This is a genomic window from Nocardiopsis sp. MT53 (assembly GCF_019598965.1).
GTDB lineage: Bacteria > Actinomycetota > Actinomycetes > Streptosporangiales > Streptosporangiaceae > Nocardiopsis > Nocardiopsis changdeensis.
Genome location: NZ_CP080599.1, coordinates 1,607,126 through 1,620,796, shown reverse-complemented (window position 1 = coordinate 1,620,796; position 13,671 = coordinate 1,607,126). Strand labels below are relative to the sequence as shown.

The 13,671-nt window shown below is 74.0% G+C and carries 14 protein-coding genes and 3 tRNA genes; 8 read left to right on the top strand and 9 right to left on the bottom strand.

Annotation, left to right across the window (positions count from 1 at the left end):
- Positions 1 to 56: 56 nt before the first annotated feature.
- The 4 genes from K1J57_RS06930 to K1J57_RS06915 form a co-directional block, all read right to left on the bottom strand.
- Positions 57 to 1,472, bottom strand: coding sequence for a rhodanese-like domain-containing protein (locus K1J57_RS06930; protein WP_220563633.1), 1,416 nt, complete (start codon positions 1,470 to 1,472; stop codon positions 57 to 59).
- Positions 1,473 to 1,583: 111 nt separating this feature from the next.
- Positions 1,584 to 2,156, bottom strand: coding sequence for a rhodanese-like domain-containing protein (locus tag K1J57_RS06925; protein ID WP_220563632.1), 573 nt, complete (start codon positions 2,154 to 2,156; stop codon positions 1,584 to 1,586).
- A 262-nt stretch (positions 2,157 to 2,418) separates the two neighbouring features.
- Positions 2,419 to 2,688, bottom strand: coding sequence for a metal-sensitive transcriptional regulator (locus K1J57_RS06920; protein ID WP_220563631.1), 270 nt, complete (start codon positions 2,686 to 2,688; stop codon positions 2,419 to 2,421).
- A gap of 98 nt (positions 2,689 to 2,786) precedes the next feature.
- Positions 2,787 to 3,677, bottom strand: a complete 891-nt coding sequence (locus K1J57_RS06915; RefSeq protein ID WP_220563630.1) for a DMT family transporter — start codon at positions 3,675 to 3,677, stop codon at positions 2,787 to 2,789.
- A 68-nt stretch (positions 3,678 to 3,745) separates the two neighbouring features.
- Between K1J57_RS06915 and K1J57_RS06910 the strand changes: the two genes are divergently transcribed.
- The gene (locus K1J57_RS06910) at positions 3,746 to 4,645 is read left to right on the top strand and encodes a LysR family transcriptional regulator (protein WP_220563629.1); all 900 of its coding nucleotides are present in this window, start codon (positions 3,746 to 3,748) and stop codon (positions 4,643 to 4,645) included.
- Here the strand turns inward: K1J57_RS06910 and K1J57_RS06905 are convergent.
- A complete protein-coding gene (locus K1J57_RS06905; protein WP_255646870.1) occupies positions 4,629 to 6,032 on the bottom strand; it encodes a dienelactone hydrolase family protein in 1,404 nt (467 codons plus the stop codon). The two genes, K1J57_RS06910 and K1J57_RS06905, sit on opposite strands and share 17 nt — an antisense overlap.
- Before the next feature lie 281 nt (positions 6,033 to 6,313).
- Here K1J57_RS06905 and K1J57_RS06900 point away from each other — a divergent pair, with 281 nt between their 5' ends.
- From K1J57_RS06900 to K1J57_RS06890, 3 genes are all read left to right on the top strand, one after another.
- Positions 6,314 to 6,700: a PPOX class F420-dependent oxidoreductase gene (locus K1J57_RS06900; protein WP_220563628.1), complete on the top strand. Its 387-nt coding sequence runs from the start codon at positions 6,314 to 6,316 to the stop codon at positions 6,698 to 6,700.
- Positions 6,701 to 6,791: 91 nt separating this feature from the next.
- Positions 6,792 to 7,394: a TetR/AcrR family transcriptional regulator gene (locus K1J57_RS06895; protein ID WP_220565381.1), complete on the top strand. Its 603-nt coding sequence runs from the start codon at positions 6,792 to 6,794 to the stop codon at positions 7,392 to 7,394.
- 216 nt (positions 7,395 to 7,610) lie between these two features.
- The gene (locus K1J57_RS06890) at positions 7,611 to 7,871 is read left to right on the top strand and encodes a PspC domain-containing protein (RefSeq protein ID WP_220563627.1); all 261 of its coding nucleotides are present in this window, start codon (positions 7,611 to 7,613) and stop codon (positions 7,869 to 7,871) included.
- Between the two features lie 213 nt (positions 7,872 to 8,084).
- On the opposite strand, the gene K1J57_RS06885 is transcribed toward K1J57_RS06890, so the two are convergent.
- Complete coding sequence (locus tag K1J57_RS06885; protein WP_220563626.1) at positions 8,085 to 9,395, bottom strand: MFS transporter; 1,311 nt, start codon at positions 9,393 to 9,395, stop codon at positions 8,085 to 8,087.
- A 344-nt stretch (positions 9,396 to 9,739) separates the two neighbouring features.
- On the bottom strand, positions 9,740 to 10,090 hold the full coding sequence (locus K1J57_RS06880) for a metallopeptidase family protein (RefSeq protein WP_220563625.1): 351 nt from the start codon (positions 10,088 to 10,090) through the stop codon (positions 9,740 to 9,742).
- Positions 10,091 to 10,205: 115 nt separating this feature from the next.
- Between K1J57_RS06880 and K1J57_RS06875 the strand changes: the two genes are divergently transcribed.
- The 4 genes from K1J57_RS06875 (at position 10,206) to K1J57_RS06860 (ending at position 12,174) form a co-directional block, all read left to right on the top strand.
- A complete protein-coding gene (locus K1J57_RS06875; RefSeq protein ID WP_220565380.1) occupies positions 10,206 to 11,738 on the top strand; it encodes a metallophosphoesterase in 1,533 nt (510 codons plus the stop codon).
- Positions 11,739 to 11,844: 106 nt separating this feature from the next.
- Positions 11,845 to 11,917 (top strand) — tRNA-Glu (locus K1J57_RS06870).
- An 84-nt stretch (positions 11,918 to 12,001) separates the two neighbouring features.
- Positions 12,002 to 12,076: transfer RNA gene (locus K1J57_RS06865), tRNA-Asp, on the top strand.
- Positions 12,077 to 12,100: 24 nt separating this feature from the next.
- Positions 12,101 to 12,174: transfer RNA gene (locus tag K1J57_RS06860), tRNA-Phe, on the top strand.
- A 76-nt stretch (positions 12,175 to 12,250) separates the two neighbouring features.
- On the opposite strand, the gene K1J57_RS06855 is transcribed toward K1J57_RS06860, so the two are convergent.
- Complete coding sequence (locus K1J57_RS06855) at positions 12,251 to 13,498, bottom strand: site-specific integrase (protein ID WP_255646869.1); 1,248 nt, start codon at positions 13,496 to 13,498, stop codon at positions 12,251 to 12,253.
- Positions 13,495 to 13,671, bottom strand: a complete 177-nt coding sequence (locus K1J57_RS06850) for a helix-turn-helix domain-containing protein (RefSeq protein WP_083926642.1) — start codon at positions 13,669 to 13,671, stop codon at positions 13,495 to 13,497. The genes K1J57_RS06855 and K1J57_RS06850 overlap by 4 nt, the downstream gene beginning before the upstream one ends.

Genomic DNA, 13,671 nt, shown 5'->3' with positions numbered 1-13,671 from the left:
TCCGTGGCCGGGACCGGGGCCGCCGGGGCGGCCCCGCCCGGACGGGGTCGCGATGGTCAGGCCGCCGTTCCGGCCGCCGCGGCGCCTCCGCGCGCCCAGGCCGCCCAGCCCGCGTAGCTCCCGTCGAGTTCGACCACGTCGTATCCGGCGCGGCGCAGGGCCGAGGCCGCCACGGAGTTGCGCACGCCCGCCTGGCAGTAGGTCACGATGGTGCCCTCGTCCGGCAGCTCGTCCAGGTGCCACAGGACCCGTCCGGCGCTGAGCCGCCGCGAGCCCGGGATGTGCCCGGCGGCGTGCTCGGCCCGGTCGCGCACGTCCAGGAGGAGCGCCGCCCCCGCGTCCTCCAGGTCCGCCGGGGCGACGACCGGGGGCACCGCCGCGGGCAGGCCCTCCAGGGTGGTGGTGTAGCCGCCGACGCGGTCGATGCCGACCCGCAGCAGGTGGTCGCGCACGTCCCGGGCGGTGTCCGCGTCGGGGGCCAGGAGGACCAGCGGCAGGTCCTCGGCCTCGGGGTCGTACGCCCAGGCGCCGTAGGTGGCGGCCTTGGCCGGACCGGGGATGTTGAGCGCCCCGGCGACGGTGCCCCGGTGCACCTCGGTGTGCGACCGGGTGTCCACGAGGACCGCCCCGCCCGCGCTCAGGGCCGCGGCGATCTCCCCGTTGTCCAGCTCCCGCGGCGGGTCGAGCGGGCCGAGGACCCGCGGGCCCTGCCTGTTCTGCCGCTTCATCCGGGCGAAGTAGGCGTGCGCGTCGGGCTGCCCGTCGAGGAGCTCCGCGACGAACCCCTCCTCGTCCCCGTCGCGGAGGTAGGGCGCCCACCAGGCGTTGAGGCGCTCGTACCCGACGGTGGTGGACGGCAGGGCGCCCAGGGCCTTGCCGCAGGCGCTGCCGGAGCCGTGCCCGGGGTGGACCTGGACGTGGTCGGGCAGGGCCAGGAAGACGTCGCGCAGGCTCGCGTACAGCAGGCGCGCGCCCTCGAACCGGGTGTCCACCCCGTCGGCGGCCTCGTCCAGCAGGTCGGGTCGGCCCAGGTCCCCGGCGAAGACGAAGTCGCCGGAGAGCAGGTAGCCGGGATCGTCGCTGAACGCCCCGTCGGTGACCAGGAACGACAGGTGCTCCGGTGTGTGTCCGGGCGTGTGGCGGGCCCTGACCGTGATGTTGCCGACGGTGACGGCGTCCCCGTCGTGGAGGCGCTCGGCCTCGAAGCCGTACTGCCAGTCCGGGCCGCCCTCCCCGGAGACGTGGACGGTGGCGCCGGTCGCCGCCGCGAGTTCGCGGGTGCCGGAGAGGTAGTCGGCGTGGATGTGGGTCTCGGTGACGGCGACGATCCTCATCCCGTGGGACCGGGCGAGGTCGAGGTACACGCCGATGTCGCGGCGGGCGTCGACCACGACCGCCTCACCCGTCGCCTGGCAGCCGATGAGGTAGCCCGCCTGGGCCAGGTCTTCGTCGTAGATGCGTTCCAGCAGCATGGTTCCTCCTGGGTGTGGTGCGGTTCGCTCCCCGGGTACTCCGGGGGGTATGCGGTGGAGCCGGTGCGGCCCCGGTGGTCCGGAAGCGCTCCGGGTGGAAGGGGCGGGCCGTCAGCCGCGGGCGCCGAGCCGCGTGAGCGAGTCCTCGATGTCGATCCGGTTGCGGGGCCGGTTGTAGGGCAGCCGGGTCAGGGCCATGCCCATGGCGCAGGTGTCGGTGACGGCGGCGAAGGTCAGGCCGGCCCCGATGACCCCGGCGACCGCCACCGCGGGCGGCCACAGCAGGGAGGCGAGCACGGAGGCCAGCACGGTGCTTCCGGCGACCAGGCGGACCTGGCGCTCCAGGGCCCAGCGGGCCCGTCCGCGCACGACCGGCGCGCCCTGGGCCTCCCAGGCGTTCATGCCGCCCTCCATGACGACGGTGTCCGCCAGTCCGGCGGCGACCAGCTTGTCCTGGCACTGCCGGGCCCGATGCCCGGACTGACAGACGAGGACCAGGCGGCCGCCGGCGTCGGTGACGATGCGCTCCAGGTGCGCGTCCACGCGCTGGAGCGGCAGGTTGATCGCGCCGGGGATGTGCGAGCCCTCGTACTCGGCGGGGGTGCGCACGTCCACGAGCAGGGTGTCGGGGTCGGTCTCGACCAGGCTGCGGACGCTGTGCACGGCGATGGTGCGGTCGGTCATGTGTCTCCTCGTCGTCGGTGTCCGGGGAGGTCGGGTACTCCCGGGGGTATCCGGGAGGCGGACGTCTCCCCGGGGTGCGCAGGAACGGGGCCGTTCCCCGTCCTCCGGCGCACGCGGGGTGAAAGGTACTCCGGGGGGTATGCGGAGGACGCGCGTGTGCGTCGACCGGGAACCCCCGGGGGTATGCGGAGGGCATGCCCGTGCCCCGGTTCGGGGACGCGGGCACGCCGGACCGGCGGACCCGCCCGCGTGGGCGGGTCCGTCAGGCCAGGGCCAGGAAGAGCTTCTCCAGCTCGGCCTCGCTCATGGGCGGCTCCTCGCCGCGCTCACGGGCCGCGTTGCAGTGCCGCAGGCCCGTGGCCACGATCTTGAAGCCGGCCCGGTCCAGGGCTCGGGAGACCGCGGCCAGCTGTTGCAGTGTCTCGGTGCAGTCCTCGCCGTTCTCGATCATCGTGATCACGGCGTTGAGCTGGCCCTGGGCCCGCCGCAGGCGGGTCAGGGCGTCTCCGAGCATCTCCGGTTTGAGGTCCATGCTCATCCCCTCTCGCCGCCCAACATACCCCCGGGTGTATGTCGCGTCCAGTCCGGAGGGGGACGGGTGACCCGTTCCACGGCCTTCGGGGACGCCGGTCACCGGTGGTCCCCGGGACGGCCGACGGTCGCGCTCACCGCGTTGGCCGCCACCACCGCGGCGATGGCCGCCCAGTCCGGCCAGGCCAATTGCTGGCCCAGGACCACGAGTCCGGCCAGTGCCGCCATCACCGGGTGCACGCTCATGAACAGGCCGAAGAACCGGGCGGGCACCCGCCTCAGCGCGTACAGGTCGCCCAGGAACGGCACCGTGGAGGACAGCAGGCCCGCCGCCACCGCGCACCCCAGCGCCGCCCACGTCGGCGGCTGGTGCCACAGCACCCACACCCCGACCGGCAGGAAGGCCAGCGCGGAGACCCCCGCCGCGGCCGCCGACCCCTCGATCCCCGGCACCCTCCGCCCGACGGTGCGGTTGAGCAGGATGTACGCCGCCCAGCAGGCCGCGGCCGCCAGCGCCAGTACGACCCCCAGGTGGTCGCCGCTGGGCTGCGGACGCATCAGCACGGCCACCGCGCCCCCGGCGGCCAGCGCGCACACCAGGTCCGTCCACCGGCGCGAGGAGGCCAGGGCTACCGCGAGCGGGCCCAGGAACTCCAGGGTCACCGCCAGCCCCAGCCCGATCCGGTCGACCGCCGAGTACAGCGACAGGTTCATGCACCCGAAGACCAGGCCCATCGCGACGACCGGCCGCCACTGGTCCCGGGTCAGCGCCCGGAGCCGGGGGCGGCCCACAGCGAACAGCACCGCGGCCGCCACCCACTGGCGCACCGCCACCACCCCGGCCGGGCCGATCACCGGGAAGGCCAGCGCCCCCAGCGAGGCACCCACCTGGTTGGACACCCCGCCGCCCAGCATCACCGCCACGCCGGCCAGGCGCCCGCGGCCGTCCCCTCCCGCGCCCGCCGGGCGCACCTCCGTCGACGTCTCCATGCCCGGATCATGCGGCCCGGCCGCGCATGCGCAAAATGCATGCGACGCCCCTCGCATACGCTGAGCGTATGGATGTCGAGCTGCGCCACCTGCGCTGCCTGGTCGCCATCGCCGACACCGGGACCTTCACCGACGCCGCCCTCCGCCTGGGCGTCTCCCAGGCCGCGGTGTCCCGGGGCCTGGCCGCCCTGGAACGGGCGCTGGGCACCCGGCTGCTGCACCGCACCAGCCGCGAGGTCACGCCCACCGCCGCCGGGCGGAGGGTGCTGGCCCGCGCCAGGACCGTCCTGGCCGAGGTCGACGACCTGGTCACCGAGGCCACCAGCGGCCACCGCCGGCTGCGCCTGGGCCACGCCTGGTCGGCGGTCGGGCGGCACACCCGCAGGTTCCAGCGGCTGTGGGCCGAACGCCACCCCGACGTGGAACTGCACCTGGTCCGCACCAACACCCCCACCGCGGGGCTGGCCGAGGGCGCCTGCGACCTGGCCGTGGTGCGCGCGGCCGTGGACGGGCGCCGGTTCGACGGCGCGGTCGTGGGGCACGAACGCCGTGTCTGCGCCATGGCCTCCGACGACCCCTGGGCCCGGCGGCGCTCCGTGCGCCTCGCGGAGATCGCCGACCGGCGCGTCCTCGTCGACCGCCGCACCGGCACCACCACCGCCCACCTGTGGCCCGCCGACCGGCGGCCAGCGCTGGAGCACATCCAGGACATCGACGACTGGCTGGCCGAGATCGCCACCGGCCGCTGCGTCGGCATCACCGCCGAGGGCACGGTCGCCCAGTACCGCCGCGACGGGGTCGTGTTCCGGCCGGTGCGCGACGCCCCGGCCATCCCGGTCCGGGCGATCTGGCGGCCGCACGACCCGCACCCCGCCGCCTTCGCCGCGGTCGCCCTGCTCGCCGAGGTGTACGGGCAGGCGCCGCCCCCGCTCCCCGCCCTGGCGGGACGGGCTACGGCTTCGGGGTGAGCCGGCCCAGGCCGGACAGCGTGTCGGCGACGTCGGCGCCGCCGCCGTTCAGGGCCGAGTCCAGGAAGGCCAGGCAGGCCGCCTCGGTGATCCGGGCCGTCTCCTCCCGCCCCAGCGACCCCACCAGGGAGGGCAGGGGTGGCAGCAGGAACGGGGAGTCGCTGAACCCCAGGTGCGCCGTTCCCGGCACGGTGAGCTCGTACCCGGGTCCGGCGGAGGCCGCGAAGGCCGCGTCCAGCTCCCGGGCGTAGCGGGCGTCGCCCTCCGCGCCGCCGGTCCCGGACGCGGCCACCAGGGCCAGCAGCGGCTGCGGGAGGGAGGCGTCGGCGGACAGCCGCGGCAGGCCGTCCAGGTTCACGACCGCGTGGTAGCGCGGGTCGTCCTCGGCCGCCAGCAGGGCGGCCGCCCCGCCCAGGGAGTGCCCCGCCACGGCCACCCGGCCGGGGTCGGCCAGCCCGGCCAGCGGGCCGCCGTCCGCCTCCAGCAGCCGGACCAGTGCCAGGTCCAGGTCGGCGGCGCGGATGTCCGCCCACCCCCGGGCCAGCCGGTCGTCCTGTGCCGGGTCCCCGGTGGCCTCCACCGCTCCGCGCACCTCGGTGCCGTCGTCGAGGACCACCACCGCCGAGTCGTAGGGGTGGTCCAGGGCCGCCACCACGTAGCCGTGGGAGGCCAGGCCCTCCGCCCACACCGTGTTCTGGGTGCGGACGCCGCCCAGCCCCGGGGAGAAGAGCACCACCGGGTGCGGGCCCGCGGCGGGCGCGGCACCGGTGACCGCGCGGGCGCGGGCGGCGGCCGCGTCGGAGAACACGAACCCCGGCAGGCCGAACCCCGCGGCCAGCCCCTCGGCCACGGTCTCCGCCTCGGCGGCGTCGCGCCCCAGGTAGGTCGATGGCGCGCGGTCCCCGGCGCCGTCCGGGGCGGCCGGGTACCAGACCCGGGCCACGACCACCCGGTGGTCCCGCGGGTCGTCGGTCCAGGTCTCCTCCCGGCCGGGGTCCTCCCACTGCACGGTGACCGCGCCGACCGGGTGCGGCCCGGAGGGCTCGGGGAAGGCCGGGACCGGGACCGCCCAGGCGGCCAGTCCGCCCGCCCCCGCCGCACCCAGACAGGACGCCAGGACCAGCGCCGACGCGGCGGCCCGCAGGGCCGGGCGGCGCCCCGGCCGCGGCCCCCGCAGGCGCAGGGCCCCCAGGAGGAGGGCGGCGAGCGCGCCCGCCGCGATCGGGAGCCACTGCCAGCGGGGCCCGGCCAGGACCCCGGCCGCGGCGCAGGCCGCCACCAGGGACATCCCCGAGACGACCGCAGGCCGGCGGACCCGTTCCGGCAGGCACAGGGTGGGCAGCAGCAGGGCGATCGCCCCCAGGAGCAGGGCCTCCGGCCAGGTCATGGACGTCCCCTCGGGTCGCGCCGGACCGGCCCCGGCGGCGGTCCCGCGATGACACTACGAGCGGGTGCGGGGGCGGCGCATCGGCCCCGGGGAGGCGGTCGCCGGCGCGGCCCCCGACGATCGTCGCCGACGAAGGTCGGCCGAGCGGGCCCCGGGACCGCGTCCGGACGGCGGCCGGTTCCCCGGCCGCCCCGTGGCGTTCCGCGATCCCTCCCCGGGGCACTGGTGTACTCGCAGGCAGCGGCCGGACGGCGGCCGCGGACGAGAAGGAGGAGCACCCCATGGAGTTCGCCGAGCACCAGCAGGAGATCCTGCGCAAGCCCGCCTTCGGGCACGTGGCCACCCTGGGACCGGACGGTGAGCCGCAGGTCAGTCCGGTGTGGGTCGACTGGGACGGGGAGTACCTGAGCTTCAGCCAGACCACCACCCGGCAGAAGCTCAGGAACCTCGCCCGGGACGGCCGGGTGGCGGTCTCCGTCCTCGACCCCGACAACCCCTACATGTACGTGGAGGTGCGCGGAGTGGTCGACCGGGTGGACGAGGACCCGGACAAGTCCTTCATCGACCGGATGGCCCACAAGTACCTCGGCACCCCGTATCCCTGGCACAGTGACGAGGAGAGGCGTGTCGTCGTCCGCGTCCGCCCCGAGCGGTTCGTCGGACGCTGACCGGACACGCGGTCCGCCGGGCCGCACGGTGGGCGCCGGGTTCGGGAGAGGAGCGCGACAGGTGACCGGGGAACGGAGGGAGGAGGAGCGGATGGGGCTGCGCGAGCGCAAGAAGGCGGCCACACGGCGCGCCCTCCGGGAGGCCGCCGTGCGGCTCACACTCGAACACGGCCTCGAGAACGTCACGGTGGAGGAGATCGCCGCCGACGTCGGGGTCTCCACCCGGACCTTCTTCAACTACTTCGGGACGAAGGAGGAGGCCCTCCTGGGCGAGCTGCCCCGGGAGGTCGACGAGGGCGCCGCCCGGGAGTTCGCCTCGGGCGGCCCCACCGGGGACTTCACCGACGACCTCGTCGGGCTGCTCATCGCGTTCCTCCTCGACGTCGACGACCTCCCCGCCCAGCGGGAGGAGATGGGGCTGCGCAAGCGGCTGATGGACCGCGAGCCCCAGCTCGTCCCCGGCGTGCTGGCCAGGTTCCACGACATGGAGCAGGTGCTGGCGCGGGCGATCGCCGGGCGCCTGGGCGAGCCCCCCGAGTCGGAGCGGGCCCAACTGGCCGCCGTGACCGCGATGGCCGTCATGCGGCACACCATGCGCCGGCTGCACTACTCCGAGGAGGAGGACGCCGAGGGCATCCGCGCCCGGGTCCGCGACTCGTTCAGCGTCCTGGGCGAGGTCTACGGCCGCCGCTGAGCGGGGCTACGGCGGCCGCCGTTCGTCGTACCCGGCCCGTAGTGTGCTCCATGACTCACCGGTCCGGGGGGAACGGCGGGCGCGCCGGCCGCGTCTCATGGCCGGGCACCCCGCCGGGGTGTCCCCGGGCCCCGTCAGGGGCGTCGGGGGGATGTCAGGGACGCTCCAGGGCTCTCCCCGATGGGCAGCGGCACCGCGGGCGGGCAGGCTGAGGATATGAACGAGAAACTCCAGGGCAAGCGCTTCCGGCGCAGCAACGACAACCGCTTCCTGGCCGGCGTGTGCGGCGGTATCGCCGACTACCTCGGCATCGACGCCAACATCGTCCGCCTCGTTTTCGTCGTCCTCACCGTGCTCGGCTTCAGCGGCGTCTTCGTGTACATCCTCGCGCTGCTGATCATGCCGGCCGAGGGCGAGCAGCACTCGCTGCTCGAACAGATCATCCGAAACTTCCAGGGAAAGCCGGGACAGAACTGATGTGGAGCCTGCGAGCACATCCGGGTTGGGAACGACGCGACCTCCGGGCCCAGCGGCCCGACCACGAGGCCGAGGAGGAGCGCGAGAACCCCGGCGAGTGCCGCGCCGACGCCGCGGGCCGCCGGCCCCGGTCCTAGGGACGCCCCCGGGCCGGGGACCGGCGCCCCGCGGCGGTGCTGCGGACGGCCGCGGAGCGCGGGTCCGGACCCCTGGTCAGGCCGGGGCCTCGGTCTCCTGCATCCTGCGCGTGACCTCGTCGCTCATCCGCGACCAGGGCAGGGCCAGCAGCAGCGCGAACACGATGCCCAGCACGCCCGCGCCGACCACGACCGTTCCGGTGCCGAAGAACTCCGCGAAGAAGCCGCCCGCCAGGATGCCCAGTCCCTGGGAGACCTGTAGGCCCGCGGCGACCAGGCCGAAGGCCCGCGCCCGGCCGTCCGGCGGGACGCACAGCACGAACGCGGCGTTGGCCACGAACTGGTAGGAGGCGGTGGCGCCGGACGCCGCCAGCGCGACCACCATGAGCCACAGCGGCGGGTCGAACAGCCACACCAGCAGGGGCACCGACGCCAGCACGGCCAGCGGGCCCAGCAGCCGGAGCCGGGTCACCGGCGGCACCAGGCGGGTCAGCACCAGGCCGCCCACGAGGGCGCCGATCGACGTCCCCGCCATCACGACGCCGGCCGCGGTCTCACCGCCGCCCGCCTCGGCCGCCAGCGGGGTCGCCAACCCGTAGGGGACCATGTAGAGCCCGGCCAGCCAGGCCATCAGGGCCAGCGTGCGCAGCCGGGGGTCGCCGAAGACCAGCCTGGCCCCGCCGGCGACCACCGTCGCGAAACCGCCGCCCTCCTCCTTCTCCGTGCGCTCGGGGGCGGGCCGCGCCTTGACCCCGAACCGCACGATGAGCGCGGTCACGACGAACAGCGCCCCGTTGCACATCACGGTGGCGTGCGGTCCGAACAGGCCCGAGGTGAAGCCCCCGGCCATGAAGCCCACCAGGATCCCGACCTGGGCGGTGAGCTGGATGATCGCCGTGCTGGCGACGTAGCGCTCGCCCTGGATGATCTCGGACAGCATGGCGGCGCGGGCGGCGGCGAAGGGGAGCGCGGGCAGCACCGAGCAGAACAGCAGCAGCCATACCGCCCACAGCGGCAGTCCCGGGATGCCGATGGAGACGATGAGCACGGCGCGCAGGAGGTCGCAGACCACCATCACCCGGCGGCGCGGGAAGAGGTCGGCCAGCCCGGAGAGGAACGGCCCGGCGATGAGCGGGGGGAGGAAGCCGAGGGCGATGGTGAAACCCGCGGCCAGGGGCGAGCCGGTGATCTGGTAGACGAGGATGCTCGCCGCGATGTTGAGGAGGTTGGTGCCGATGGTGGCGATGGTGTGGGCCGACCAGATGGCACGGAACTCCCGGAGCGCCATGACCTCGCGATAGCTGCTGCGCCAAGCGTCCTTCTGGGGGGAAGACGGGGGCTCGTGGCCCTCGTCGTCAGGTGTCTTGTCGAGGCGCGGATTGGCCATCCGGCACTCCCTTACTGTTACAGGGTTGAAATCACGCTGTGTCGTGTCCCAATGACCAACCGTCCCGGAACGTGAGCTTCCTCGCAAGGCGTTGCAAGGAATTCGTGTCTGATTCGTTGCTGGGGGTAGTGGATCGTCGGATCACGGGGCCTTGGTCCCCATCGGTACTCGGAGCCGTTTCCGCCGCTCGCTGTGGAAACGCCGAAAGGACAGGCGATCCGGGGGTGCGAGCCGGCGGTCCGCGGCCGCGGATCCGTGTACGGAGAGCGCTCGGAGTGGTACCCGGTCCCCTTGGGGGGCGGGGGTTTCGGTCGGTCTCGCAGCGCCCATCAGGGCGATCCCGATCAGCCCCAGCCCAGCTCGTGCAGGCGTTCGTCGTCAATACCGAAATGGTGCGCGATCTCGTGGACGACCGTGATCAGGACTTCTTCGACGACGTCCTCCCTGGTCTCGCAGATCGCGCAGATGCCGAGCCGGTAGATGAAGATCTGGTCCGGCAGCACGCCGAAGTAGGAATCCCCCCGCTCGGTCAGCGGAATTCCCTCGTAGAGGCCGAGCAGCCCGTCGGGCGACTCGTCCTGGACGGTGATCACCACGTTGTCCATGAGGCCCGCCAGCTCCGGCGGGATCTGGTCCAGCGCGTCGGCGACCAGTTCCTCGAACTCCCTGCGCGTCAGTTCCACCACAACCGCCATTGTGCCGCCCGGGCGCCGCCCCGCCGACCCCGCGTCCGGGGGCGGGATCGACATAACACTCTGGTCGGGAGGAAACGTTGGGAACGGTCCCCGTCAGCGGCATGATGGGGGGGTGTTGTCTTGGGAAGCGATCCGCGCGTACGACTTCCGCGGCGCCGCCCGGCGCCTCCGCGAGGCCCTGTCCCGGATACGGGCCGGCCGGGCCTGGCGCTGGAGCTGCGTCGTCGTCGCGGGCCTGGTCGGCGGATGGCTCGGCCTGGCGCTGGCCGGCCAGGTCGTCACCCCGATCGGACCCGCGGACGTCACCCTGAGCCTCAGCCCCCAGTGGCGGGGCGAGACCGTCGTCAACGTGGCGCCCCTGGGGCAGCTCGCCTTCGACACCCACAGCGCGCCGCTGCGGCTGGAGGCGACCATCTCCGACATCCGGCTCTCCGCGGCCCAGGAGATGTTCGCCGACCCCGACGCCATCAACCGGATGGCCGCCGGGATCGGCTCCGACCTGCGCGAGGGGGTCATCGCCCTGGTGGTCCGGTCGATCCTCGCCGCGGCGCTGGGCGCGGCCGTCATGGGCCTGCTGCTGTTCCGCAACGCGTGGCGGGCGCTGGCCGGGTCCGGGGTCTGCCTGGCGGTCCTGGCCGGCTCCGGGGCGGCCGCCGGGTACACCTTCAACCCGAGCGCCATCGCCGAGCCCCGCTACACCGGCCTGATCGCGGGCGCCCCCCAGGTCGTCGGCAGCGCCGAGGAGGTCGTGGGCCGGTTCAACGAGTACCAGGAGCAGCTCGCCGGGCTGGTCGGCAACGTCGCGATGATCTACGAGGCGACCTCGGGCCTGCCGGTGTACGAGGAGGACGAGACGGTCATCCGGGTGCTGCACGTGTCCGACATCCAGCTCAACCCGGCGTCGTGGAGCATCATCCGCACCCTGCGGGAGCAGTACGCCGTCGACTTCATCGTGGACTCCGGCGACCTCACCGACCGGGGCAGCGCCGCCGAGGACGTGTTCGCCGACGAGATCGGCGAACTCGACGTCCCCTACGTGTGGGTGCGCGGGCAGCACGACTCCATGGGCACCCAGCGCGCGGTGGCGGCCCAGCCCAACGCCGTGGTGCTGGACGGGGAGATCCGCGAGGTCGGCGGGCTCACCCTGTACGGGGCGGGGGACCCCCGCTACACGCCCGACGCGACCCGGCTCAACCCGACGGCCGAAGGCGTGGCCGCGCTCGGCGAGGAGCAGGCGGCGGAGGTCATCGGGAGCCGGGAGGAGGTCGACCTCGCCCTCCTGCACACGCAGACGCAGGCGGAGGCGTTCGACGGGGTCGTCCCGCTGGTGCTCACCGGCGGCGACCACCTGCGCTCCACCCGGGTCTCCGACGAGGGCACCCGGTTCCTCGTCCAGGGCTCCACCGGCGGCGCCGGGCTGCGTGGCCTTGATCACGGCCGGGGGCGGCCGACCCCGTACCAGGCCTCGGTGCTGTACTTCGACTCCGAGACCGGGCGGCTGCAGGCCCGCGACGACATCGACCTGGGCGGGCTCGGGCTGACGTCGGCCCAGGTCGAACGCCACATCGAGGCCGACCCGGACCGGCCGGTGGGCGAGCCCTCGCCGGACGCCGACGAGGAGTCCGACGACGGCGGACGGGACCGCTGAACAGCCCGTACGGACGGCGTCGCCGCAGGTCGGGACGCTTTCCCCGGAGTGGGCAAATCGCTTTGGTGTTGGTGGGAATCTCCCCTATGCTGGACCTGTCACACGGGCCCCCATCGTCTAGCGGCCTAGGACGCCGCCCTTTCAAGGCGGTAGCGCGGGTTCGAATCCCGTTGGGGGTACAAGGCGGTTCGACCACTGTCGGATGTCTGGCAGAATGGAACCGCGGACGCGGACCGGGGAGCCCCGGGAAGCGACCGAAACCAGGTCCTGTGGAGCAGTTAGGAGTGCTCGCCACCCTGTCAAGGTGGAGGCCGCGGGTTCAAATCCCGTCAGGACCGCGCTCGCCGATCTCTCGGCGGTACGGCTAGGTAGCTCAGTTGGTACGAGCGTCCGCCTGAAAAGCGGAAGGTCGGCGGTTCGACCCCGCCCCTAGCCACTCACACTGAGCAGTACGAACGCCCGGAAGCCACACGGCTCCGGGCGTTTTTGACAGCTACGCGACAGCAACCCGGTCATCCGAGCGCGTCCCCGAGCTTCCCCAGAGCACGCCGCTTGTCGTCCAGCGAGGCGTGCGCGTAGATCGTCATCGTGACCCCGATGTCGCTGTGCCCCACGATCTCCCGGACCACCTGCGGCGGCACCTCCAGGTTCAGCAGCAGCGTCACGCACGTGTGCCGCAGGTCGTGGAAGCGCATCCCCTCCAGGCCCGCCGCCCGGCGCAGCGGCTCCCAGCTCCGGCGCAGGTTGTCCGGCTCCAGGGGAGTGCCCCGGCGCGAGGGGAACACCAGGCCCTGTTCCTCCCAGTCGGGGAAGGCGTCCGAGCGCTCGGCGAACTGGCGCCTCCGATGGGCCTTGAGCGCGTCCACGCAGAACCCCGGCAGGGGCACCGTGCGCGCCGAGTCCTCCGTCTTGGGCGGCACCAGCGACAGCTTCCCGTCGACCCGTTGGAGGGTGTGGACCACCTCCAGGCGGCCGGCCTCCAGGTCGATGTCACGCCAGCGCAGCCCGAGCAGCTCCCCGCGCCGCAGGCCCAGGCACAGCGCCAGGACGTACAGCGCGTGGAACCGGTCGCCCTCGGCCTCCTTGAGCAGTCGCCGGGACTGCGCCACGTCCAGGCCCCGGTTCACCGTGTAGCGCGGGGGAGCGACCTTCACCAGGGACGCCACGTTGCGCGGGATGACCTCCTCCCGCACCGCCGTCTGGAGCGCGTTGCGCAGCACGGCGTGAATGGACTGCACCATGCGCGCCGACAGCCGGTGCCCGCAGCACTCGGGCCGGGGGAGCGCGCAGCACCGGGGGCGCTCCCGGGCGGCGTCGGTGCCGTTGCGGCAGCACTGGCACAGTTGCCGAATGTTCGTGACGAAGGTCCGCACGTCCCGGGCCGTCAGCTTGGCCAGCCGCTTCTTCCCCAGGCCGGGGACGAGGTAGCGGCGTATGACGCCCTCGTACCCCTGCACCGTCTTGGGGCGGCGCTCGGCCCGCACCACGTGTTCCAGCCAGTAGGCCAGGTACTCGGCCACCGTCCAGTTCTCGGAGGCGACCGGGATGCCCCGGTCGGAGTCGGCCAGAAGCCTGTTCAGCTTGGACCGTGCGTCGGCCTGGTCGCGGCCGTAGCCCTGGACGCGCTTGTACGTGCCGTCAGTGGCCAGCACGTATCCAGCGAAGGCCCACCGGCCGTCCTTGCGCTGCCAGACGCTTCCCTCGCCGTTGGCGGCACGTCGGCGGCCTCTGCGGCGGTCCTTGCCCTCTGCGGCGCTCACGCGGCGTCCTCCAGGGCTTCCAAGCACTCGGGGAGCGCGGCGACGGGCACCAGGCGGCGGCGCCCGATCTTGACCGTGCGGAGCGTGCGGGAGCGGATGAGGTTGTAGACCATCCAGCGGCTCACGCGCAGGCGCTCGGCGGCCTCTTCGACGGTCAGGAGGAGTTCTGTCAT